Source organism: Burkholderia sp. R-40, from assembly GCF_049942845.1.
Lineage (GTDB): Bacteria > Pseudomonadota > Gammaproteobacteria > Burkholderiales > Burkholderiaceae > Burkholderia > Burkholderia ambifaria.
In genome coordinates this window covers 415,302-437,863 of sequence record NZ_CP187967.1, presented here as the reverse complement: position 1 = coordinate 437,863, position 22,562 = coordinate 415,302, and the positions used below count along the sequence as shown (strand labels likewise).

20 protein-coding genes, 1 tRNA gene and 1 pseudogene are annotated in these 22,562 nt (G+C 59.9%); 2 read left to right on the top strand and 20 right to left on the bottom strand.

Annotated features, from left to right (window positions below):
- Window positions 1–279 precede the first annotated feature (279 nt).
- From ACP26O_RS02035 to ACP26O_RS01980, 12 genes and pseudogenes are all read right to left on the bottom strand, one after another.
- On the bottom strand, window positions 280–705 hold the full coding sequence (locus ACP26O_RS02035) for an SMI1/KNR4 family protein (RefSeq protein ID WP_175665996.1): 426 nt from the start codon (window positions 703–705) through the stop codon (window positions 280–282).
- A 176-nt stretch (window positions 706–881) separates the two neighbouring features.
- A complete protein-coding gene (locus tag ACP26O_RS02030) occupies window positions 882–1,355 on the bottom strand; it encodes a hypothetical protein (RefSeq protein ID WP_175665997.1) in 474 nt (157 codons plus the stop codon).
- An 8-nt stretch (window positions 1,356–1,363) separates the two neighbouring features.
- Window positions 1,364–1,600, bottom strand: a pseudogene (locus ACP26O_RS02025) (RHS repeat-associated core domain-containing protein); the annotation flags it as partial.
- Window positions 1,601–1,696: 96 nt separating this feature from the next.
- Window positions 1,697–2,080 carry a DUF2750 domain-containing protein gene (locus tag ACP26O_RS02020; RefSeq protein ID WP_175665998.1) on the bottom strand — a complete coding sequence of 128 codons (384 nt, stop codon included), beginning with the start codon at window positions 2,078–2,080 and terminating at the stop codon, window positions 1,697–1,699.
- 158 nt (window positions 2,081–2,238) lie between these two features.
- A complete protein-coding gene (locus ACP26O_RS02015; protein ID WP_426356284.1) occupies window positions 2,239–2,832 on the bottom strand; it encodes a hypothetical protein in 594 nt (197 codons plus the stop codon).
- 78 nt (window positions 2,833–2,910) lie between these two features.
- A complete protein-coding gene (locus tag ACP26O_RS02010) occupies window positions 2,911–3,306 on the bottom strand; it encodes an immunity 50 family protein (protein ID WP_175666000.1) in 396 nt (131 codons plus the stop codon).
- Window positions 3,307–4,234: 928 nt separating this feature from the next.
- Window positions 4,235–4,675: a hypothetical protein gene (locus tag ACP26O_RS02005; RefSeq protein ID WP_175666001.1), complete on the bottom strand. Its 441-nt coding sequence runs from the start codon at window positions 4,673–4,675 to the stop codon at window positions 4,235–4,237.
- 93 nt (window positions 4,676–4,768) lie between these two features.
- A complete protein-coding gene (locus ACP26O_RS02000; protein ID WP_175665958.1) occupies window positions 4,769–5,212 on the bottom strand; it encodes an SMI1/KNR4 family protein in 444 nt (147 codons plus the stop codon).
- 314 nt (window positions 5,213–5,526) lie between these two features.
- The gene (locus ACP26O_RS01995; RefSeq protein ID WP_175666002.1) at window positions 5,527–5,994 is read right to left on the bottom strand and encodes a hypothetical protein; all 468 of its coding nucleotides are present in this window, start codon (window positions 5,992–5,994) and stop codon (window positions 5,527–5,529) included.
- Window positions 5,995–6,012: 18 nt separating this feature from the next.
- Complete coding sequence (locus tag ACP26O_RS01990; protein WP_175666003.1) at window positions 6,013–6,315, bottom strand: hypothetical protein; 303 nt, start codon at window positions 6,313–6,315, stop codon at window positions 6,013–6,015.
- A 1-nt stretch (window position 6,316) separates the two neighbouring features.
- On the bottom strand, window positions 6,317–10,960 hold the full coding sequence (locus tag ACP26O_RS01985; RefSeq protein ID WP_175701412.1) for an RHS repeat-associated core domain-containing protein: 4,644 nt from the start codon (window positions 10,958–10,960) through the stop codon (window positions 6,317–6,319).
- 50 nt (window positions 10,961–11,010) lie between these two features.
- Complete coding sequence (locus ACP26O_RS01980) at window positions 11,011–14,184, bottom strand: type VI secretion system Vgr family protein (protein WP_175666005.1); 3,174 nt, start codon at window positions 14,182–14,184, stop codon at window positions 11,011–11,013.
- A gap of 312 nt (window positions 14,185–14,496) precedes the next feature.
- Between ACP26O_RS01980 and ACP26O_RS01975 the strand changes: the two genes are divergently transcribed.
- Complete coding sequence (locus ACP26O_RS01975; RefSeq protein WP_006751250.1) at window positions 14,497–15,297, top strand: cystine ABC transporter substrate-binding protein; 801 nt, start codon at window positions 14,497–14,499, stop codon at window positions 15,295–15,297.
- 81 nt (window positions 15,298–15,378) lie between these two features.
- Here ACP26O_RS01975 and ACP26O_RS01970 read toward each other — a convergent pair whose 3' ends face one another.
- The 8 genes from ACP26O_RS01970 to ACP26O_RS01935 form a co-directional block, all read right to left on the bottom strand.
- On the bottom strand, window positions 15,379–15,582 hold the full coding sequence (locus ACP26O_RS01970) for a hypothetical protein (protein WP_006757125.1): 204 nt from the start codon (window positions 15,580–15,582) through the stop codon (window positions 15,379–15,381).
- Between the two features lie 377 nt (window positions 15,583–15,959).
- Window positions 15,960–16,035, bottom strand: a tRNA-Thr gene (locus ACP26O_RS01965).
- 19 nt (window positions 16,036–16,054) lie between these two features.
- Complete coding sequence (locus ACP26O_RS01960; RefSeq protein WP_175666016.1) at window positions 16,055–16,576, bottom strand: ClpXP protease specificity-enhancing factor; 522 nt, start codon at window positions 16,574–16,576, stop codon at window positions 16,055–16,057.
- Window positions 16,577–16,647: 71 nt separating this feature from the next.
- On the bottom strand, window positions 16,648–17,259 hold the full coding sequence (locus tag ACP26O_RS01955; RefSeq protein WP_006400565.1) for a glutathione S-transferase N-terminal domain-containing protein: 612 nt from the start codon (window positions 17,257–17,259) through the stop codon (window positions 16,648–16,650).
- Window positions 17,260–17,353: 94 nt separating this feature from the next.
- Window positions 17,354–18,112 carry a cytochrome c1 gene (locus ACP26O_RS01950; protein ID WP_175666017.1) on the bottom strand — a complete coding sequence of 253 codons (759 nt, stop codon included), beginning with the start codon at window positions 18,110–18,112 and terminating at the stop codon, window positions 17,354–17,356.
- A gap of 21 nt (window positions 18,113–18,133) precedes the next feature.
- Window positions 18,134–19,516: a cytochrome b gene (locus ACP26O_RS01945; RefSeq protein ID WP_175666018.1), complete on the bottom strand. Its 1,383-nt coding sequence runs from the start codon at window positions 19,514–19,516 to the stop codon at window positions 18,134–18,136.
- Window positions 19,516–20,136: a ubiquinol-cytochrome c reductase iron-sulfur subunit gene (gene petA / locus ACP26O_RS01940; protein ID WP_006751790.1), complete on the bottom strand. Its 621-nt coding sequence runs from the start codon at window positions 20,134–20,136 to the stop codon at window positions 19,516–19,518. Before petA ends, ACP26O_RS01945 begins: the two co-directional genes overlap by 1 nt.
- Before the next feature lie 218 nt (window positions 20,137–20,354).
- Window positions 20,355–21,101, bottom strand: coding sequence for a Nif3-like dinuclear metal center hexameric protein (locus tag ACP26O_RS01935; protein WP_011655806.1), 747 nt, complete (start codon window positions 21,099–21,101; stop codon window positions 20,355–20,357).
- A gap of 21 nt (window positions 21,102–21,122) precedes the next feature.
- Here ACP26O_RS01935 and ACP26O_RS01930 point away from each other — a divergent pair, with 21 nt between their 5' ends.
- Window positions 21,123–22,328 (top strand): Do family serine endopeptidase, encoded by a 1,206-nt coding sequence (locus ACP26O_RS01930; RefSeq protein WP_006751792.1) that lies wholly within the window; start codon window positions 21,123–21,125, stop codon window positions 22,326–22,328.
- Window positions 22,329–22,562: the final 234 nt, after the last annotated feature.

Below are 22,562 nucleotides of genomic sequence, written 5' to 3'. Positions count from 1 at the left end.
CACATTGAACTGCTTTCCCATATACTCACAACACAAAACATCAGCCTCCGGCAGACGGACCACTTTTTGGAGGGAAATTCCACCCTTTCCCGCGAGCAACGCACTGCGAACGCTCTCGAAATCCAGAGCATTCAAACCTTTCGAATTAAATTCCCGCATCGTTAAGTACCTTATCGCAGTCAAGATCCCCGATCGTCGTCTTTCAATACCGGACCTCGATCGCTGCAGCCCGATCGGGTCTTTGCTGATGAACTGTCCGTTGCTTGAATCACGCGCCGGTTATAGATCATCTCCCGTTATGCCGCCGTCTCGAATGCTAGTCAGTGCGTCGACAAGGTCGCGAGCCAAAGGCTTGATTTCATCTTCTGTGAGCACGCCAAGCGGCACAACAACGAAGCGCTCGCCTCCTCTGAGATCGAGGGCAAAGCAGTAATCCCCGCCATCCGTACCAATACCCACGAACCCGTACCCCATGCGCTTCGTGATTGAATGCAAGGCATTAAGTTCGACGACCTGCTCGACGGTCCACAGGGCCAGATAGAGGTCACCAACCTTTCCCTCGCCCCCGTCCGACCACAGGAGGAGATCCTTATAGTTCGGTGGGAGCGAAGCGCACAGACTCGTTTCCAGGCTCGCGATGGCCGCCGGTGTGGACGGGGCGTTTCTGTGGAAGCCAGCGCCCAGCAATGTGGTGAAGTCCGTCATTTGATGGCTCCGAGTCGATCGAAGTATTTATCCGCCTTCTTCAAGGCACGCTTGCGGCAAGCATCCGAGACTCCGGTGGAAGCGTGCGGTCCTGATCTCACCTCTCCCCAAGCGCCTTTGAGATTCATCAACAGATCGGTAAGGCGTAGCACTCCACATACTGCGGCTCTTTACCTTTACTCCTTACTCCATCTTTTTATATCTATCAATCGAACCCCGTCCATCTCGAAGAAATCGAAATCAACAGCCAAAGACATGTCGGCCGATATAAAAACCAGATCATCCAATATCTCAGCCCCAAATTCGAGCGCTACGTTTAGCAACCCTATCGCCCCAACCTTCAGCAAGCCGCAATACTTCCAGTCCTCGTCAATCAGAATATAAAATTCGCGTCCAAAATTTTTAATGAGCGAAAATTCGGAACGAACTTCCTCCGTAGGAATGCGCATTGTTTCCCGACTAAGTCCAGCACGAATCAGCCTGAATCGCTCTAAAATCGAATCCGTTTCCTCAAGGGAAAGCAATTCTGGACGATCAAGCGATGGAAATAACGCCGCCACCTTGGAAAGGTAAGTGCCGCAAATCTTCTTTCCGTTGGCCCTCCTGAAAAGAAGCTCTTTCCGGTACTCACTTACATCGTTTTCACTCACTGACACCCCCTAATTGGCATTTTTTGCAGCGGATCGTTCTCCGGTACATAGCGGTCGGTACTCTTCCACTCCGGCGCGGTGCCCCCTCAACCGGTTCTGCCACATCTACGCGAGCGGTACAAATGTCCCCGCTCGTAGATTTCGTGTGTCCCCCGCTCACCATCGCTTTCGTACGCCAACGTGTCACCATCCCACCCGAACATCGGCCGCTCACCGTACGCCTCCTTCGCAATACGGCGACCGAACGTCGAATCCTTCGCGATAGACCGTCTCAAGTGCGGACGTTCTACCGATGTGGTTCGGTGCAACTTCGTCTCATAAGGATGTGTTCCTTCGCGGAGTTACTCGTATTGCTCGCGTTCCCGTCTGATCAATTTTTCGAGGTCCATCGGCGACATGAGTGTCCCGCGATCACTCGGTGCCGCAAAGACAGCGCAACTTCGCTGATCATTCGCCATCCCTGGCAGCCATCGCTCTAGAAAATCCTCTAGCGCAATCGCCTTTGGGCGAAATCCTTGCCATTGATCAGTCGCGCACAACGTTGCGAACGCCTCCTCAGGCCAGAAAGGCACCACCGTCGTCGCGCCGGCGCTGGCCGTGGCCCATCCCTGATCAAAGAGGCTCCAGACAACTTCAGAGTCGGCGACCTTGCGGAGGAAATATTCGCATCGGGATTGCGCATCGAGTCGTAGCACGTTCTCTATCTTCTTTGGATGTGCTGACATTAGTAACCTCCGATTTGATGCGGGGTCTTATGTAGGTCGGCGTAGTGTGGACTAAGGCTCGCTTTATTTAGCATTGAATTCCCCACATTTACACGTCACCCCAAACCCACCGCCACTATCGAACGATTTGACTCAGAAAATTACCCTCCACCAATTTCTTACCCCATTTGAAGGTAAAATCCTCCAAAATTACCTCCTTCATCATGGCCACCGCCATCCGATAAAAACAAATACCCCATCCCATCAGACAAAATACCGGTCGTTAATGGAAGCGCCAAATCGAGATCACCGCCGTATATCGAAAGCCGACGCCGAAACCCTTCGATATTGATCGGCGACTGGAGCCAGGCATCGACACCATCAACCTTGGACGCTAAATTTTCGTCATCGTCGATTTCTTTACTCATCGCCCTCTCCATTCTTCCACGTTCCAGCACAACACCCTGGCTTTCGCTTCGCTCAGAATCACCTTCATCATAAGCAATCACTACCGCATCAGATCGCACGTCTCGCGCGCGAAGTTTTTTGTAATGAGTCACAGTGCGCATCTCATAAGGAATAAACACGGATATCCATCGCGCACCGCTCACTTGATCGGAGAACCATGTTGCCGGGACGCTAAATAGGTGGACCAAAGGCTGCTCCTCAGCGCCAGTTGGCCATTGAATGCCTGAAGGAAGCTTGACGCCGCCGCCGACATATCCATCTCCTGGCGTAGGTCCCTTGTTGCTAAAGATCACTTCGGTATACATATTCGCCACCCCATATCATTCGCCAAATCAACACTTGAGCCACTTCAAATATGTGACCGAAATCGATTGATTTATCAATTAACGGCTCCCGACATACCCCCAGGCAACGCCCTCAATACGAATCCAATCGCATGAGAATTTCAACGCAACTTGGTTCTTGCAAGAAAACCGAACGGACACCCGATCGTCCATATCCTTTAAATCAACCTCTTCCACGATATTTTTTTGTCCCCATTGGAAAAACGAAAAATCGCACACCCCAACAAACGAAATTCCGATATAAACCTCATCGTAATTCTGCGGCCACCGCGTAGGGTGCTTTGTTGGTTTTTGTCTCGTTGCAAGCGTAATTGATATCCTTGGCTCGTCTCGAGCGACACGAACCTCGGTTAGCTCTGCTCCAACAAGGGAAGGAAATTCTCCATAAATTGAAGTGACCGCCTGGGGATTCATCACTTTCGTTGTCGTATTCATTTCCTGTTTTGATAGTTGCAGCAGTAGTGATCATTCATATGTTCGCGCACCAGATTGCCGACCGCATCAAAAAAAACTGCACGTGGCTGTATCGATTCACCGCGTCGATCCGCCTGCCGCTCCGATCGTAGGTCAACCGTTTCTCGCTTGTTCTCGCGTTCTGCCAGCTCGATGCCTCGGCCATCACCTCGCCGGCCCTCGGGCCGCTGCCTGACGCGCTACAGTTTGTCTTTTCTTCTTCATCGGCATATCCATGACCTTTACCTCTCATGATATGCCGCGCTCACAAAATGACGGATAGGTCCGCCCCTCCCCTCCTGACCTATTCTTCTTAGTTGAGTCCGGCGACCATGTTGCAGACATGCTCTAATCGACCGCACGAACTGATCGCTATCCTGCAAACGGAACGGTCTTTGAGGTGCCCCGCTCCACACACTCACACCCGACTAGCTTTCCGTCCAGTACAAAGCAAGAACCTATATATACCCCACTCTTAATCCCATAATTCTGCAATAGTGTATCGGGCGGCAACGCCTCCAACTCCGTTATCAAACTAGCTAGTCCAAACGTTTTCAGTTTGAGACTCGCAGTATTGGTCTGGCGCGACTTCGCCTGAGCAAGGACAAAAGACGCTCGCTCAACGCGAGGATAGCCAGGAATTTCAACCACATCCGCAGAGACCAGAACGGAATCTAGGGCGTCCTTCCATTCGTTGGCGAACATGTTCGCCAACATCATCGTGATGCGTTCGATTCCGCTCGTCATCGACATCCCTCCCGCGAAACATGCATACCTGTACGGGTATCTGTTTGCAACATTTCTGCCTGATCCCAATCATTGATATGCGTCCAGCTCCATGCCCAAGAATCGCCATGCGCAGGCGCTCCCCGCGCCCGGAAAGGACAAAGGCCGATCATGTGACTCCCACCTAAAAGTAGGTCTGAATCTCTGGATACTCGTCCAAGAAGGCTGAGCTATGTATGAACTCGTTCAGGTCACCCTGCGTGCTTTTGGCGGCATCTACTATCGCCCTCATCTTCTCTGCGTCGTTCGAATTCACAATCCTGCCGACCAACAGTAGCGGCCACTCGTGGGCGCTCGCGTTTCGGAGAAGGTCTGAAAACTTGATTGCAAGTCGCTCCGCATACAGTTTTGCATCGGCTTTATCAAGGACGACCAAAATTGATTCCTGTATCCCGTAGTCGTCGTCATCGCAAAAAGTATCTAACAACGTATCTATAACACGTCCGTCGAGCTGGTCTTGAACATCTCTTGCCAGCTTCACGAACGTCCTCGCGTCTGTCGGATGCTCATAGCGCGTCAACGAAAGCAGGTTATTTCGCCATTGCTCGAATTCGGTTTCAGCCATGGGAAATCCCCTACTTGGTTAAGAATCTACTGATGCCACACATAGCGGCACCGTTCGACGAGCAGATCGTACGCCTCGCGCGGCCCTTTTTTCCTATACCTGTGACGCAAAATACCAAATCAAGAAATCGTTAAATGTGGCCCAGCGAGCTTGGACCTTCCCTTTTATGAAATCATTTAGAACCAGAATATCGAGATCATAGACAGCACCATCGTTCTTGCTGTATAGGTACATCCCTTCGCCTTCATCCGAAGTTAAGGCTAGATAGTGCTCCGGAATACCATATCGATCCCTTGCATACTCTGTTTGGTCCGGAACAGTGGGAATAGACGGCCCTTCGATATCAAGCAACTCTGCAACAGGTCGAGGACTTATAAAGCTGCCCTGATATTTAAGGTAAAACTGGCCAAAATCGGTACCTGGCGCAACGCCCAGATCCTGAAGCGCCCTCATGGCTGTCTTCGGATCACCTCTAGCAATATCTCCCGTAGATTCGGCCAGATACTGGTCGACTGTTGATGGAATCACAGATTGCATCCTCCATTTTTTTGAGGTGTTCGCCTCTGACGCGTGATCCTGCCAGTATTTGTCTCGATCAATGTCAATCCGCTTGGCCTGAGTCGTTTCAAGAAAGAGATCTGGGGACCGTGTACAAAAGTACAGACCTCACATACACTGCTTTTTCCAGTAGGACATTGCTCGGAATATGGAGCATCGAAGGAATACTAATTTGCAACGAGCAATGGAAGGTGGCGCACCATTTATGATGAAAGATTTTGCACCACAGCAATCAATTGCATCGCCACCAATAAATCGACTCGCTGCTTCGCCGCCCCCACTTAACTCGAGCCCTACAAACCAATCAAGTACTTCGAAACTGCTGGATACTCGCCCCTGAATTCGCTAGATTTCAGAAATGAAATAAATCCCATCCTCTCTTCATCGCTCGACTGCAACACATTTCCCATCAAAAACTCAAAATCTCCGGATTCCAATTCGATCCCTACAAGCGTAACCGCCCATCGTTTTTGAGGAGCTCGTTCAATTATCCCCCCAAGCTCACGAATCAATGCGGGGTAAAATATGTGGCGATCGGCCGCCTCCACGACATTTCGAGTTCGTTCTTGAATTCCAAAATCGTCTGCATCCGAGAACGTTCTAAGAAGTTCCACTACGACTTCGTAGCTCATGTTCTCCTCAGCTGCTTTCAATAGCTCTAAGAATTCATCGCATTTTTCTTCGCTTGCGAAATCCGCACAAGCATGTAATCGGTCACGCCATGGATCAAAAGCAAAATAGGTTTTCTGTCTTTTTAGCATTTCAGATGTGCTTGCACGTCACAGCACTTCCGCCAAGCACTTCGCACAAACTGCAGTAAATAGCCCTATCGCCTTCTCCATCGCATGCTCATCGGTAAACCTGCACATTTCTACCGACTCCCAAATCCCGCCCATACCTCGAAGAACAGACAGGTCCTCCGCCATTCCGTAGCCGGGATATTCCAACTCCTCATAAACCAACGTTATGGGAAAAACGCGCCCCGCGGCGGGCTTCACGCCCGACCGGATCATATCGAGAACGTTTCTGGTTACCAACTCGGCAGGTTGAGAGCCGTGTTTTTCACATATCGCGTGAGCCATATTACCTAACCTTCATTTTAAATCCACGTTGCGTAAGATACCTCGACTGACCCAGCGGTCCCGAGGGAACGGTCTCGCCACCAGCCCGCAATACATTAGCAACGTGGTCAACGCAGCTATTCGATCTCTCATCATATTGACCCAATTCGCGTCCGATTTGGGACTGCTGATAAGCGATCGCCGCATTGGCGTTGGGAAGTGGCACTTCCGTAGTATGCAAAACAGGATCGTTAACCATCAGCCTTTCACGTCTCTCGTTTACCACCGTCGTAGTCGTATCGCCCGTGATGACTTGATGCGTATGAACGGACGCAGTCGGGCCCTGGACTTCAACCGTATAGTGCCCCGTCCGACTACCGGTGTCGTAGTGTCGGATCACCGCTTTGCCGGCGCATGGTGTGAGCCCGAGAGGATCGACCCATTGAATCGGATTCGGTGTATAGCGGAACTCGTTGATTCCACCGGCCAAACCGACAGGATCATTCGATATGAACCGTCCAATGTCGGAATCGTAATATCGGTGCCGGTTATACGAGAGCCCCGTCTCATCATCAACCTGCTGCCCCTGAAACCGCAGCGGGTTCTTCACCACGATCCCCGCCGCCTTCGACACCCGCGCAATAACCTCGCGCGCTTCCCCCCAAGCCTTGTACGACGCCTCCCACACCACGTCACCATCGCCATCAGTCAGCAGCTGCGGCGTGCCGATCTGGTCACAGTGATAATAGAACAGCGCCGCGCCACCCCGCCGCTCCGGTACCTTCTGCAGTGGATCCTCCTCCGGCACATACCGATCGGCACTCTTCCACTCCGGCGTCGCGATCCCCTCGACAGGCTCCGCCACATACTGCGCCAGCGGTACAAACGTCCCCGGCTCGTAGATATAGTGCGTGCCCCGCTCGCCATCGCTCTCGTACGCGAGCGTGTCGCCATCCCACCCGAACACCGTCCGCTCGCCGTTCACTTCCTTCGCAATGCGACGACCGAACGCGTCATAGAAATACCGCGCCTGACTCTGCCGCGACGTCTCCGCAACCCGCGCAGACAGCAAGCGATTGAACTCGTCCCACTCGTATTCCTGCTCGCCCGCCGGCGTACGCTTGCGCACCAGATTCCCGCGCGCGTCGTACTCGAAGTGCATCCCCGCATACGCCTTCAGCAGGTTGCCCAGCACCTTCGGCACCTCGACCGGCAACGTGCTTTCCGGCCGCACCGGGCTCGGACGAGAGGCCGGCGTCTCCGTGGTCCGCGCCGGATCGATGATGTTGCTCGCCGGATCGAACGCGAACCGTTCCTTCGCGACCGGACCGATCGCCTCGATCAACCGTCCGACCGGATCGTATCGATAGTCGATCCCACCCTTGCGGCTATCCTCGATCCGCGACAACTGCCCCGCCGCGTCATAGCGATACCGCCGCTCGGCGAGCGGCGCGGGCGATGTCGACCGTTGAATCGTCTGCTGCAGCACGCGCCCTGCCGGATCGTAGTGCGTGCGCTGGCCGATCTTGCTCGACAGCACGCGCACCGTCTCGCGATGAAGATCATCACGCTCGAACTGCACGCGCTCCTCGCCATCGAGCAGCATCCCGTGCACGTGGCCGGAACCGTACATCAACCAGTCGACGGCATGCCCATCCGGCCGCACGGTCCTTCGCCGGTTGCCGAGTTCGTCGTATTCGTGATGCCACACGTAGCTGCGTCGTTCGCCGAACAGATCGTACGCGTGATGCTCGCGCACCAGATTGCCGACCGGATCGAAGAAGAACTGCACGCGGCTGTATCGATTCGCGGCGTCAATCAGCCGGCCGCTCGGGTCGTAGGCAAACCACTCCTCGCTCTCCCCCGCGACCCGCTTCAGCAGACGGCCGTTTGCGTCGACATCGATCGACGTCACGCAACCTGCTTCGTCGACCGAAACAAGGCGGCCGCTGTCCGGATCGTATTGATAGCGCGTCGACTTGCCGTCGAACGCAACTTCCTCGATCAGCCGCCCGGCCGGATCGTAGTGGAACTGGTACGTCGCAAAGTTGGCATCGGTCAGCGCACTCAACCGGCCGAGACGGTCGTAGCGATACGCAATCGTCTGGCCGAGCGCATCCGCGCGGCTCGCAATGCGGCCAACCGCATCGTAGCCATATCGCGTCGATCGATTGAGTTGATCCGTATGCGCGAGCATTCGCCCTTCGGCGTCGTACTGCACGTGTTCGACACCTGCCGGCGAGCGAATCTCCGTCAATTGGCCATTCGCACCATAACCGTAGGCAACCACGCCACCGGATGCGTCCTTGGTCTCGATCACGCGGCCAATATCGTCGTACCGCCACTCCGTCTTCTTTCCGGAGCAGTCCGTATAGCTTGTGACCTGGCCCGCCTCGTTGTACTCGAGCACCTTCGAGCCGCCTTTCGCATCGGTGATCTGCGTCGGCAATCCCTTGTCGTTGTATTCGTACTTCGTCGAATGCTCGAGCGGATCGATCTCCTCGACGAGGTTGCCCGCATCGTCGTACTTGCGCTGCCACACGTGTCCGTTCGGATCGACGAGCCGGATCATCTGATCCTTGTCGTCGTATGCCATCGCGACGACGCTGCCGTCCGCACGCTCGTGCTGGACCAGATTGCCGCGCGCGTCGTATTCCCGCCGCTCGATGCTGCCATCCTGGCGGATATGCAGCACCAGATTGTGATGCGCATCGCGCCGGAACCACTCCTGGTTGCCGTCCGGATACACGATCCGGTACACGTAACCATGGATATTGAAGTAGTAGCGCGTCATCTGACCGAGCGCGTCGGTCACATAGGTCAGGCGGATATTCGGGTTCCACGCGAGCCGGAGATCGAGGCTGCCGTCATCGGCATATTCACGGATGCATTTCGCGTCCGCGTTGTCTTCGGCATCCGCGCCATCCCATTCGAGCGTCATCCCGCGGCCGGTGCGATCGGTGTAGCGCGTCACGAGGTGACGGCGATATTGATACGTCCGTGCATTGCCGTGCCGATCGACCGCGCGCACGAGGTCGCCTGCCGCGTCGTACTCGTAGCTCGCCAGCGTACGACGCGCACCGTCCTTGAGCACGTGCTCGATCTGCAGGATCCGGCCATGCTTGTCGTGCTCGAACGCGAGCACATTGCCGCTTGCGTCGATGACGCGCGCCAGGCGATCAAGCGCATCGTAGTCGAGCGTGATCGTGTTTCCGGCGCGGTCTTTCTGCATCGCGAGCCGGAACGCATCGCCGCGGCGCTCGTACACATGCAGCATGGCGTGGCCGTATGCGATCGTCACCCACGTATCGTCGAGTCGCGACAGCGTCAGGTTCTCCGACAGATCGTCGTGCACCGCGCCGGCTGCAAGCGCCGGATACTCGATGCTGCGCCCTTCCGCATCGCGATAGATCCACTGACCGTTCCTGATGTCGATGCGCGTCGTATAGGGGGTGATCCACCGCGCACCCAGTTCGCCGTCGTCATACGCGGAAAGCCGGGAGCGGTACGTCCGCTCCCACACGAGCGGCAGCGCGCCCGGCAGGTCGAAATCGACATGCGAGAACGTTTCGTCACCGAACGCGAAATCGATGGATGCGGGCGATGCCCCGACGCCGCAAGACTTGCACGCGCTCTTCCCCGGCCCTTCGGATGGGGCTTGCCCGTTGGTTTTCTCCAGCCCCTCCTGCCCGCGCGTCTTCTTCGCCTGGCTCGTCCCTGCCGCCTTGACGTCCGCACTCTGCTCATGAAGCTTCGCGCGTGCCTTGACGCGCCCGACAGCCTCGATCAGTTGCAGGACCAGCCACATCATCTTGCCTTCTTCGCTGCCGGCAAGCGAACGGATCGACTTCGCGATCTTCGGCGCCTCGGTCCGCAGGAACGTCACCGTGCCGCGAAACGGCTCCAGCCATGCGTCGGGCGCGAGCGTCGCCATGGTGCCGGCCGTCTTGTTCACGGCCTTCTTCCCGAGCGCCTTGGTGCCTTCGTACGCGAACTCGATGCCATCGCCGACACGGCTCGGGCTGTACCACGGCCGGGCGTCCGCCATTTTTTTGGCGAGCTGCTGCTGGCGCCTCAGATTGGCGTTGGCGTCGAAGAGCTGCCCGTGCAGCGCCTTGTCCATGCCCGTCGCCAGCGCGAGCATGATCTCCTCGGCTTTCGAGGCGCATCCGTCGAGCAGCTCGACGAGGCCGGCCTTCAGCTTGTTGAGAAAATCCTCGATCTCGGTCGCGCAAGTCGCGTTGATATGCGTGACCAGCACCGAGATGATCGCCGCGCCGAGATTGCTGCGTGTCGCCAGCAATTCGTGACGAACGAGCGCGAGCAGCGGGCGCGCCGACATCCGGAACGGCGCGAGCGTCGGCGGAATCGGAATGATGCCGAGCAGGTTGATCGCGAGGCTCATGTAGTCGAGCACCTGACCGCCGCGCTTCTCGACGATCTCGGCAATGTCGCCGAGCGCGTCGACCATCGCCATGATGTTGCCGACGATCGGCACCGCGCCGGCAAAGGTCTTTACATCCTCGAACGTGATGTGGTTGCCGCTGATCCGTCGCAACCACGCATCGAAGCGGTTGCCGCCCGCGGCGACATCCTTGGGGGAAACATCGCTGAGCCAGGTAACGGCCTGTTCCTTCTCGGCGCCCGGTGGAAGTTGTTGTGCCATGTCGTTTTTCGTTCAATTCGTTTTTTTTAGACGGCTGACAAGCCGCCCTCTCAGGATTTCAGCGGTCCGCCAAACCCGGGGGTCGGCAGCTTCATGCCGCCCGCGGCTGACGCCACCGTCGTGGCGCCCTTGCCCGCGATTCCAGTGACGCCGGGCAACGCACCCTGCAGCGCCCCGGACGCGGCATTCGCGGCCGGCGCGGCCAGCGCCGCAAGCCCGCCCTGACGTGCGGCCTGCACCATCCCGGCCACCTGCTTCGCGGCACCGCTCAGGCTGGAGGCCGTCTGCAACGCCGACGCGACGCCCGCCCCACCCAGCGCACTCGCGGCGGCCGGCAATGTGGAACTCGCGAGCCCGCCGAGCGCAGCGCCCGCGCTGCCGCCGCTCACGAGCCCCATCGCCGCCGTGGTCGCCGCGGGCGCCATTCCCTGCAACTGGCTCGCAAGCTGCCCGCTCGCCGCTGCCTGCGCGGCTTCCGGCGACGGCTCGACCGGCTCTGCCGGCCACTTCGCCTGCTTGAAGTAATTCGCCGGCTGATTCGACTCGCGCGGGTCCTTGCCGAACTCGACGCGTACCGCGCCCGGCGGCAAGCCGCTCACGACCGTATAGCCGCTGTTGTCGAGCGCGCCCTTCTTCAGCACGGCGCCGTTCACGTCTTTCACCGTAAACAACCCGCCCTTCACCGCTTCGCCGTTTACGTACTTGTGAAACAGTTCGAGCTGCCCCGGCTGATCCGGCCGCGGGCTCGGCAGCGGATAGCCCATGCTCGCCGGCCCCGCGAACGTATGCGACGCGCCCTTCACGTCCACCGCGCCCGGCGTATGAATCTCGATGTTGCCGCCCTGGATGCGGATATACCCGCCGCCGCTGGTCAACAGAATTCCCTGATCGGCCGCGATCTCGATTCGGTCGGTTGCGGACACAACCTTCACCGCCTTCTGCGCGGTCACCTCGACATTGTCCGACTGCGCCTGGATCTCGACCTTGCCCTTGCCAGCGAACAGCTTCATCCCCGCGTTCTGCACGAACAGGCTCAGCTTCTGCCCAATACTGCCGATCAGCGACTTGCCCGCCGCAACATGCACGCTCTGTCCGCTCGCGACGTTCACGTGATCGTTCGCTGCCATGTGCAGCGACTGCTGCGTCGACATCCCGATCCCAGACGGGCTGCCGAACAGCATCACCGGCTCCTTGAACGCGTTCGCGCTGCCCGTGCCGCCGCCTGCCGTTCGCCCACCCGACGTGCTGCCCGATACGTTGTTCTGCGTTGCGTCGGTGAACGCGCGCATCGTGTCTTGCGCGTCCTTCAGGCTCTCCGCCTGATGCTGCTCGCTCACGCCCGACATCGCCTCGACCAGGCTCTCGCCCGTCACGAGCTGCTGCTGCGCTTCCTTAACATCGAGCGGCTGGCTGTTCGGCGCCTTCGGGTGGGTAGTGACGTACAGGCCCTGGCTCGCCCGCACCGCGCCATACGCATCCGAGCGCAGGTCGAACCCGCTGCCCAAATACGAGCCGCGCGAATTGCCGTTCTGGTCGATGATGTAGCCCAGATGCAGCAGGCTGTTCGCGCTGCTGCTCATCAGCTGCACGCGGTTCTGCCCGGTCGCGTCGTCCATCACGAGCTGGTTGTAGCCGCCGCCTGAATACTCTTTCGACCGGTATCCGGACAGAATCCCGTCGCTATGCCACTGCGGCTGGTTCGCGCCGTTGTACACGCGCCCGACCGCGAGCGGCCGGTCGCAATCGCCGCCGACGTAGTCGATCAGCACTTCCTCGCCGATGCGCGGCACATGCACGCCGCCGTAGCCGCCACCAGTATCCGACTGCACCACGCGCACCCAGCACGACCCGTTCTCGTTACCCGGGTTCAGACGGTCCCACACGAACTGCACGCGAATCCGGTTCAACTCGTCGGTATAGACTTCCTCGCCCTGCGGCCCAACGACCATCGCCGTCTCGAGATGCATCTTCGGCTTCTCGTGTTCGAACGGGCTGCGATACGGCACGCTCACGCGCTGTGCCTCGACTTCGACAAGGTAGAAGCCGACCGAGCCGTCGTCATGCGGCACGCGAAACGCGGGATCGGCACCGTAGCCCTCCTGCGCTTGCGTCAACGCGTCGCGCAGGCTGTACGGAAAGTCCGCGCTGCTGCTCGCGACGGGCAAGTTGTTCTCGATCCACCACTCGACACCGATCGCCGCGAACTCGCGCTGATCTGCCGGATCGCGATCGTGTTCGGGATGATCCGACAGCACGAAGCGCCGGCCGGCATCGATCGCGCGCACGCCGCCCGCGCCATGGAAGCGCTTCGCCTGCGACTCCCATTCCTCCATCCTGATCTTCGTCAGATGGTCGCCGCGCGTCTGGTCCAGATACGTGTACGCCCCGGTGTACTCGTAGACTTCGAGCTGATCGGGCAATTCGCCCTGGCCGCCCATCGTCGGCAGCGTCGTGCCCTTCGGGTTCGACGGTTGCGATGGATTCTTGTAGTCGAATGTGCGCGTCGTCCGCGTCACGCTCTGCAGCGTGCGCGTGCCCGACCATTGCGTGAACGCGTCGGCTTCGCTCGCCGCGCCGCCGCGATAGAAGCGCACGGTTTCCGGCGACAGCGACGCGAACGCCTGCAGGTTGTCGGTGATCACGAGCGTATGCGACTTGCCGTCGTCGGCCTGCTGCCATGTGCTGTAGAGGCCTTCGCTCTCCATCAGCCGGTGCACGAAATGCCAGTCGGTGTCGTGCTGACGCGTGTATGAACGGCTCGGCAGCGGCTTCGACAGCGCGAACCGAAAATGCCCCTGCGCCTGTGGATGCTGATTCAGCACATCGCTGATGATCTGATCGACGGTCGTGTCGTTCCAGAGGCGCTGGTCGCGACGAAACTTCAGGAAATGGGTGAAATCGGCGAACGTGAGCTGATAGGTCGTGAGCCCGCCGTCGGCGCCGAGGCGGCGCGCGGTATGGACGTAGCCGTTGAGCGGCCGGTAGCTGCGATCGCCTTGCTGGATCCACAACGTGACGGGCTGCGCGATCAGTTTTTTGAGTTCCAGATCGCCATCGACCGACAGCACGTCGAGCGTGAATTCGTATGCGCGCCCGATGCGCGCACGGCCGACCGCCCGCTGCACGGTCAGCACGTTGGCCCCCAATGGCGTATCGAGCTTCAGCAGCCGGTCCTGCTGAAGCAACCCGCCGCGCAATGCGGCAATCGTGTTCTGCATGTTCATGGCAACGGCCTTTTCTTCTTGTGACGCGCCCTCGGATGGCGCGCAATGCGATTTCGCTCGCGCGATTTTACAGACAAATTACGGCATGAAAGGAAAAATGACCCTGATTTAAAAGCGCATTTCTAAACGCATCATGGGCGACGTCACGCTGCACGGCCACCGCCGCCCGCTGAAATCTGATTGCAATCAGGGCCAATTCGACTTTCGGCGCGCGCTGGTTGCGAGTAGTGTCTACGTGCCCGTATTCCGGCCCAGCCCGGGCACGCCCGATGCCCGGCGCACCATTACCACACTGAACACTGGAGATCTGCGATGAAACGTTCGAAGTTTCTGCTGTCGGGGCTGCTGCTCGCGTCGGCCCTCGGTTTCACGGCCGTCGCCGCACACGCGGAAGACCTGCTCGACTCAGTGAAGAAAGCCGGCGTGCTGCGCGTCGGGCTCGAAGGCACGTATCCGCCGTTCAACTCGCGCGGCACCTCGGGTCAGCTCGAGGGTTTCGACGTCGACGTCGCGAATGCGGTCGCCGGCAAGCTCGGCGTGAAGACGCAGTTCATCCCGACCGAATGGAGCGGGATCATCGCGGGGCTGCAGGCCGGCAAGTTCGACGTGATCGTCAACCAGGTCACGATCACGCCGCAGCGCAAGGAAGTGCTCGACTTCAGCCAGCCGTACACGTACTCGGCCGCGCAGCTGATCCAGCGCAAGGACGACACGCGCAACTTCAAGTCGCTCGAGGATTTCAAGGGCAAGAAGCTCGGCGTGACGCTCGGCACCAACTATGACCAGATGGCGCGCAGCGTGCCGGGCATCGAGGTGCAGACGTATCCGGGCGCGCCGGAAAAGCTGCGCGACCTCGCCGCGGGCCGGATCGAGGCGACGCTCGACGACCGCCTGATGCTGCCGTACATGATCAAGACGTCGAACCTGCCGCTGCGCTCGGGCGCGGTGCTGAACGGCGGCAAGCAGGAAATGGCGATCCCGTTCCGCAAGGGCAATCCGAAGTTCGAGAAGGCGATCAACGATGCGCTAGATTCGCTGCGCAAGGACGGCACGTTGAAGAAGATCTCGATGCACTGGTTCGGCAGCGACGTGACGGTGCCGCTCGCGCAGTAAGCGGTTCGCCGCGCTTTCATCGCGTCACGTCCTTCGCCGCGGCGAAGGCGTGACGCTCTTCTGCGGTCTGTTCGCTTCCCCTCAGGCAGCTTCGTCGAAGCGCGCGAGCAGCAGCTGTCCGATCGGCGTCAGCGCCGGGCGTGCAGCCACCGCATTCACGCGTACCTGCGTATCGTCGACGAGCCGCTTTTCGACGAGCACGGCGAAAGCCGGGTTCGACGGGTCGACGCTGTCCGGCGCGCGAGCAATGCGCAGCAGCATCGAAAATTCATGTGGACTCAGCATGGTCCGTGTCTCCTGATCGTCCGCGATTCAACTCAATCGGCGTCGATCGTGTTTTCGAATGGAATGGCGCGGTAAATGGTCGGTGCGCTGTCGGGAGCGAGATCCCGGTTGGCCGCTTGCGCGACGCGGGCACGGCGTCGCGTGCGGGGTGCGCACGCCCGGATCGCGACGATGGTGCCGCGACGGGAATGTGCAACGTTAGGGGTGCAGCGTGACGCGGGCGTGACAGGGGAAGGGGGGTGTTGCGAGGTTTGCTGGCTGGCGGAAATGCGCAGCGCGGGAGGCATGCCGATCCGCGCGACATGGCAGATGGGAGTGGATTGCGCCGAAAAGAAAAAAGGGGTTACGGAAAAATTCCGTAACCCCTTTTTCGGATTTGGTGCCGGCTGCAGGACTCGAACCCGCCACCTGATGATTACAAATCAACTGCTCTACCAGATGAGCTAAGCCGGCGTAAGCGCGAGATTCTACCTCATTTCACGATCTTGAGGCGAGGTCTGCTGCCGCCTTTCGAGCCGTCGCCGTCGGTTTTCGGCGGTTCGTCGGCACCTTCGGACGGCTCCTCGTTCGTGCCGATATCGACGACAGGCGTCAATACGGCAGGCGACTCGTCACGCGACGCCTCGTCGGCCGGCGCGGCATCGTCTTCGAACGCACCCGAATCCTCGCCCTCACCCGCCACTGCATCGACCTGGAACGCCATCCCTTGCCCGTTCTCCCGCGCGTAGATCGCGAGCACGTTGGCCACCGGAATCTCGATCTTGTGCGCCTTCCCGGAAAACCGGGCGGTGAACTCGATCCACTCGTTACCCATCTGCAGCTGGCTCGTCGCCTCGAAGCTGATGTTGAGCACGATCTCGCCGTCACGCACGAACTGACGCGGCACGCGCGTCGAGTTGTCGACCCTCACCGCGATATGCGGCGTGTAACCGTTATCGGTGCACCACTCGTACAGCGCGCGCAGCAGATATGGCTTCGTTGAAATCTCTTGCATCACAATCCTCGAACCCGGAGCGGGCACACGGCACGCCGCGCCGCCCGCTCCGTCATGCCTTCATTGCATCATCAACGACGCATGACCTTTTCGGACGGCGTCAGTGCTTCGATATAGGCCGGACGGCTGAAGATCCGCTCGGCATACTTCATCAGCGGCGCGGCGTTCTTCGACAGCTCGATGCCGTAGTGATCCAGACGCCACAGAAGCGGCGCGATCGCGACGTCGAGCATCGAGAACTCCTCGCCGAGCATGTACTTGTTCTTCACGAAGATCGGCGCGAGCTGCGTCAGGCGATCGCGGATCGCGAGGCGTGCCTTCTCGTGATTCTTCTCCGCTGCCTTGCCCTTCTCGTTCTCGAGCGTGCTGACGTGAACGAACAACTCCTTCTCGAAGTTGAGCAGGAACAGGCGTGCACGTGCGCGCTGCACCGGGTCGGCCGGCATCAGTTGCGGGTGCGGGAAGCGCTCGTCGATGTATTCGTTGATGATGTTCGATTCGTACAGAATCAGGTCGCGCTCGACCAGAATCGGCACCTGACCGTACGGGTTCATCACCGAGATGTCTTCCGGCTTGTTGAACAGGTCGACGTCACGGATCTCGAAATCCATGCCCTTCTCGAACAGCACCAGCCGGCAACGCTGGGAGAACGGGCAAGTTGTGCCGGAATACAGAACCATCATATTTGCGTTTCCTCAAAAAAGCCGAGGGCCGGCACGCGGCGCAACCCCTTTCACGGGTTCCGCCTTGCGCCGGCCCCACGCCGGTCAGGCGTGTTTACTTGATATCTTTCCAGTACGCGGCATTGAGCCGCCAGGCCAGGAAAGTCAGGACACCGAGAAAGATCAGCACCCACACGCCGAGGCGTTTGCGGGTCTGCTGGGCCGGCTCGGACATCCATGTCATATAGGCCACCAGGTCGGCCACCGCAGCGTCATAGTCCGGCGGCGACAACGTCCCCGGCGTGACCTGCTGGAAGCCGACGAGCGTGTGGACCTTCTCGCCCGTCTCCTCGTCCGTCTTGTCTTCGAATTTGGCAGTGCGCTGCCCCTGCAGTTGCCACAATACATGGGGCATGCCGACGTTCTCGAACACCGCGTTGTTCCAGCCGGTCGGCCGCGCATCGTCGCGGTAGAAACTCCGCAGATACGTGTACAGCCAGTCGCGGCTGCGCGCCCGCTCCTCGACCGACAGGTCGGGTGGCATGGTGCCGAGCCAGTTCTTCGCGTCTTCGGGCCGCATCGCGACGGACATCGTGTTCCCGACCTTGTCGGTCGTGAACAGGAGATTCGTTTCGATCTCCTTCTGGGATATGCCCAGATCCGTCAGACGGTTGTAGCGCATCAGGTTCGCGCTGTGGCAGTTCAGGCAATAGTTTACAAACAATTGCGCGCCGTGCTGAAGCGAAACGAGATTTTCCGTGTTATCGGGCGCCCGGTCGAGCGGAAAATTACCTTCCGCGCGAACGGCCGGCGCCGCCAGCAGCGCAACGGCCGTCGCCCCGATCAGCGCGAGCGTCGAAAGCAGTTTCTTCATGTCGTTCTCTCCTCGCTCACATTAATGGGGCTTGAAGCGCACCCGCTCCGGCGGCTGCTTGAACGTGCCAAGCGGCGTCCAGACGGGCATGCCGAGGAAGAACGCGAAGTAGATCAGCGCGCAGCCCTGCGCAATCAGCGTCGCGACCGGCGATGGCGGCCGTGTGCCGAGGAACGCGAGGGTCAGGAACGCCACGACGAAGATCCCGAGGAACACCTTGTGGAACAGCGGCCGGTAGCGGATCGACTTCACCGGGCTGCGGTCGAGCCACGGCAGGAAGAACAGCGTGATCACCGCCGAGCCCATCACGACGACGCCCCAGAACTTCGACTCCGTCAGGAACATGAACACGACGATCGCCGCGGCCAGCACCGGCAGGCCGACCTTCCACTTGCCGCGCGCGCGGATCAGCGCAAGCACGCCGAGCAGCGCGATCACGATCATCAGCACGATCTTGAACGGGTCGGTGGTCGCGCGCAGCATCGCGTAGAACGCGGTGAAGTACCAGACCGGCGCGATCTCCGGCGGCGTCTGCAGCGGGTTCGCCGGCACGAAGTTGTTCGCCTCGAGGAAGTAACCGCCCATCTCCGGCGAGAAGAACACGATCAGCGCGAACACCATCAGGAACACGCAGACCCCGAAGAAGTCGTGCACCGAGTAGTACGGATGGAACGGGATGCCGTCGAGCGGAACACCGGTCGCGTCCTTCTTCGCCTTGATCTCGATGCCGTCCGGGTTATTTGACCCCACTTCATGCAGCGCGACGAGGTGCGCGATCACGAGGCCGACCAGCACGAGCGGAATCGCGATCACGTGGAACGCGAAGAAGCGGTTCAGCGTGACGTCCGACACGACGTAGTCGCCGCGAATCCACAGCGACAGGTCCGGGCCGACGAACGGGATCGCCGAGAACAGGTTCACGATCACCTGCGCACCCCAGAACGACATCTGGCCCCACGGCAGCAGGTAGCCGAAGAACGCCTCGGCCATCAGGCACAGGAAGATCGCGCAGCCGAAGATCCACACGAGCTCGCGCGGCTTCCGATACGACCCGTACATCAGCCCGCGGAACATGTGCAGGTACACGACGACGAAGAACATCGACGCACCGGTCGAGTGCATGTAGCGGATCAGCCAGCCCCATGGCACCTCGCGCATGATGTACTCGACCGACGCGAACGCGAGCGTCGAGTCGGGCTTGTAGTTCATCGTCAGGAAGATGCCCGTGACGATCTGATTGACGAGCACCAGCAGCGCGAGGGAGCCGAAGAAGTACCAGAAGTTGAAGTTCTTCGGCGCGTAGTACTCGGAAACGTGCTTCTTCCAGGTGGACGTGAGCGGGAAGCGCTGGTCGATCCAGCCGGTGAGACCTGTGGTGGAGACTTCCTTGTTGTCGACGGCCATCACGCTTCTCCTTTCTCGTCCTTGCCGATCACGAGGGTCGTCGCCGACGTGAACATGTAGGGCGGGATGTCGAGATTCTGAGGCGCCGGCTTGTTCTTGAACACGCGACCGGCGAGGTCGTAGGTCGAACCGTGGCACGGGCACAGGAAACCGCCCGGCCAGTCGTCCGGCAGGTTCGGCTGCGGACCCGGCGTGAAGCGTTGGCTAGGCGTGCAGCCGAGGTGCGTACAGACGGCCATCACGACGAGAATGTTCTTGCGATCGGTGCGCGCGCGATATTCGTTCGCGCAATACGCGGGCAACGGCATCGAATACGGGGATTTCGTGGTCGGATCGGCCACTTCCTTGTCGGCCTTGACCACATCGGCCAGCATCGAATCGGTGCGATTCAGGATCCAGACGGGCTTGCCGCGCCACGGCACCGTGACCATCTCGCCGGGCTTCAGGCTGCTGATGTCGACCTCGACCGGCGCACCGGCCGCTTTCGCTCTCGCGGACGGCGCAAGCGACGCCGCGAAAGGTACAACGGTGGCAACACCTCCCACGCCACCTGCTACGGATGTCGCAATCAGCCAGGTACGGCGGCCGCTGTCGACGCGTTTCTCTTCCTTGTCTCGCATCACACGCCCCACTTCTGAGTTGGATTTTCCGTCACGACTTTCCATTCCGCCGCTAGTTTGCTCGAATGGAGTCGTCATTTACAAGGCCCGGAGATGAAAATCCCTTCGAAGTGGTTGATAGTTAAGGGTTTTCCCCCACTATCGGAGCAATTAAATCATTTCACTTTTAAGCACTTGCTACATTGTGAAATTTCGATGCGGTGCCGCAAATCCGTCGTTCAGACCGGATTATGAATATCGATAAAAAGGTGTTCGATATCGAATTCTTCGGACAAGTGGCGTCCCAGCGCCTGGATTCCGTAGCGTTCGGTGGCATGGTGCCCTGCCGCAACGAACGCGACGCCGCTCTCCGCGGCCGCGTGCGTGACGGATTCCGACACCTCGCCGGTCAGGAACACGTCGGCGCCGGCGTCGATCGCGGCATCGAAATAACTTTGCGCGGCGCCGGTGCACCACGCGATGCGGCGCAGCTGCATGTCCGCATCGCCGAGCACGAGCGGCGTGCGGCCGAGCGTGCGCTCGACCTTCGCGACGAAGTGCTCGAGCGTGACGGGCATCGGCAGCGTCGCCATCCAGCCGAGGTCGCCGTCGCCGAAACGCTGATCGCCGATCAGCCCGAGCTTCTGGCCGAGCTGCGCGTTGTTGCCGAGCTCGGGGTGCGCGTCGAGCGGCAGGTGGAACGCGAACAGGTTCAGGTCGTTCGCGAGCAGCAGCTTCAGGCGCTGGTACTTGCGGCCCGTGATCTGCGGCGCCTCGTTGCGCCAGAAATAGCCGTGATGGACGAGCACCGCATCCGCCCCCCATTCGAGCGCGGCTTCGAGGAACGCGACCGACGCCGTCACGCCGGTGGCGATCTTCTCGATCTTGCGGCGCCCCTCGACCTGGAGGCCGTTCGGGCAATAGTCCTTAAAGCGCGCGGTTTCAAGGGTATTGTTCAAGTACAATTCAAGTTCGATCCGATCCATATAAACCTCTAATCCATTCAGATGCTTAGACGCTTCTGGCTGTTCTTCGCGCAGGCGGTGACCGTACTGCTCGCGCTGATGTTCATCGTCGTGACGCTCAAGCCGCAATGGCTGCAACGGCAAGGACAGCTCGGCAAGCAGCTCGCCACGCCGATCGTTGCGCTGCGGGAAGTGGCGCCGGGCATCGGCGGCGCGCCGGCGACCACGTCGTACGCGGAAGCCGCGCAAAAGGCGATGCCCGCCGTCGTCAACGTATTCTCCAGCAAGGACGGCTCGCTGCCGCCCGATCCGCGGGCGAAGGATCCGCTGTTCCGCTATTTCTTCGGCGACCGCAACGCACGCAAGCAGCAGGACGAACCGGCCGCCAACCTCGGCTCCGGCGTCATCGTGAGCCCTGAAGGTTACATTCTAACGAACCAGCACGTCGTGGACGGCGCCGACCAGATCGAAGTCGCGCTCGCCGACGGCCGCACGGCCACCGCGAAGGTGATCGGCAGCGACCCCGAGACCGATCTCGCCGTATTGAAGATCAACATGACGAACCTGCCGACGATCACGCTCGGCCGCTCCGACCAGTCGCGCGTCGGCGACGTCGTCCTCGCGATCGGCAACCCGTTCGGCGTCGGCCAGACGGTCACGATGGGGATCATCAGCGCGCTCGGCCGCAATCACCTCGGCATCAACACGTTCGAGAACTTCATCCAGACCGACGCGCCGATCAACCCCGGCAACTCGGGCGGCGCGCTGGTCGACGTGAACGGCAACCTGCTCGGCATCAACACAGCGATCTATTCGCGCTCGGGCGGCTCGCTCGGCATCGGCTTCGCGATCCCCGTGTCGACGGCGCGCACCGTGCTCGAAAGCATCATCACGACGGGCTCGGTCACGCGCGGCTGGATCGGCGTCGAGCCGCAGGACGTCACGCCGGAAATCGCCGAGTCGTTCGGGCTCCAGCAGAAGACGGGCGCGATCGTCGCGGGCGTGCTGCAGGGCGGTCCGGCCGACAAGGCCGGCATCAAGCCGGGCGACATTCTCGTGAGCGTGAACGGCGACGAAATCACCGACACCACAAAGCTGCTGAACACCGTCGCGCAGATCAAGCCGGGCACGTCGACCAAGGTGCACGTCGTGCGCAAGGGCAAGGAGTTCGACGTGAACGTCGTGATCGGCAAGCGCCCGCCGCCGCCGAAGCAGGCGCTCGACGAACAGGACAGCGACAGCGAGTGACATCCAGCGGGCGGCGCGTCTGCGCCGCTTGCACGCAGCAGCCGGAAACGAAAAACCCCCAAGTGCTGGAATGATGTCCAACGCTTGGGGGTCGACTGAATTCGCGGCCCTTCCGCTTTGCAATGAAGCGCTTTCGTCGCGGTGAAGCCGTGATCCCACCCTCACCACCTGCCCTTCCCGCCGCTCGTCGGCTGCGATGTTGCTTGCGACGGCAGCCAGCATGCCGGCCACCGC

Excerpts from the sequence above, each read along its gene's own strand:
- ACP26O_RS02015 (WP_426356284.1), bottom strand. The coding sequence starts at position 2,832 with ATGTATACCGAAGTGATCTTTAGCAACAAGGGACCTACGCCAGGAGAT.
- ACP26O_RS01930 (WP_006751792.1), top strand. The coding sequence starts at position 21,123 with ATGCTTAGACGCTTCTGGCTGTTCTTCGCGCAGGCGGTGACCGTACTG.
- ACP26O_RS01970 (WP_006757125.1), bottom strand. The coding sequence starts at position 15,582 with ATGCTGAGTCCACATGAATTTTCGATGCTGCTGCGCATTGCTCGCGCG.
- ACP26O_RS02005 (WP_175666001.1), bottom strand. The coding sequence starts at position 4,675 with ATGGCTGAAACCGAATTCGAGCAATGGCGAAATAACCTGCTTTCGTTG.
- ACP26O_RS01955 (WP_006400565.1), bottom strand. The coding sequence starts at position 17,259 with ATGATGGTTCTGTATTCCGGCACAACTTGCCCGTTCTCCCAGCGTTGC.
- petA (WP_006751790.1), bottom strand. The coding sequence starts at position 20,136 with ATGCGAGACAAGGAAGAGAAACGCGTCGACAGCGGCCGCCGTACCTGG.
- ACP26O_RS01995 (WP_175666002.1), bottom strand. The coding sequence starts at position 5,994 with ATGCTAAAAAGACAGAAAACCTATTTTGCTTTTGATCCATGGCGTGAC.
- ACP26O_RS02020 (WP_175665998.1), bottom strand. The coding sequence starts at position 2,080 with ATGTCAGCACATCCAAAGAAGATAGAGAACGTGCTACGACTCGATGCG.
- ACP26O_RS01945 (WP_175666018.1), bottom strand. The coding sequence starts at position 19,516 with ATGGCCGTCGACAACAAGGAAGTCTCCACCACAGGTCTCACCGGCTGG.
- ACP26O_RS02035 (WP_175665996.1), bottom strand. The coding sequence starts at position 705 with ATGACGGACTTCACCACATTGCTGGGCGCTGGCTTCCACAGAAACGCC.
- ACP26O_RS01975 (WP_006751250.1), top strand. The coding sequence starts at position 14,497 with ATGAAACGTTCGAAGTTTCTGCTGTCGGGGCTGCTGCTCGCGTCGGCC.
- ACP26O_RS02010 (WP_175666000.1), bottom strand. The coding sequence starts at position 3,306 with ATGAATACGACAACGAAAGTGATGAATCCCCAGGCGGTCACTTCAATT.
- ACP26O_RS01985 (WP_175701412.1), bottom strand. The coding sequence starts at position 10,960 with ATGGCACAACAACTTCCACCGGGCGCCGAGAAGGAACAGGCCGTTACC.
- ACP26O_RS01960 (WP_175666016.1), bottom strand. The coding sequence starts at position 16,576 with ATGCAAGAGATTTCAACGAAGCCATATCTGCTGCGCGCGCTGTACGAG.
- ACP26O_RS02000 (WP_175665958.1), bottom strand. The coding sequence starts at position 5,212 with ATGCAATCTGTGATTCCATCAACAGTCGACCAGTATCTGGCCGAATCT.
- ACP26O_RS01990 (WP_175666003.1), bottom strand. The coding sequence starts at position 6,315 with ATGGCTCACGCGATATGTGAAAAACACGGCTCTCAACCTGCCGAGTTG.
- ACP26O_RS01935 (WP_011655806.1), bottom strand. The coding sequence starts at position 21,101 with ATGGATCGGATCGAACTTGAATTGTACTTGAACAATACCCTTGAAACC.
- ACP26O_RS01950 (WP_175666017.1), bottom strand. The coding sequence starts at position 18,112 with ATGAAGAAACTGCTTTCGACGCTCGCGCTGATCGGGGCGACGGCCGTT.
- ACP26O_RS01980 (WP_175666005.1), bottom strand. The coding sequence starts at position 14,184 with ATGAACATGCAGAACACGATTGCCGCATTGCGCGGCGGGTTGCTTCAG.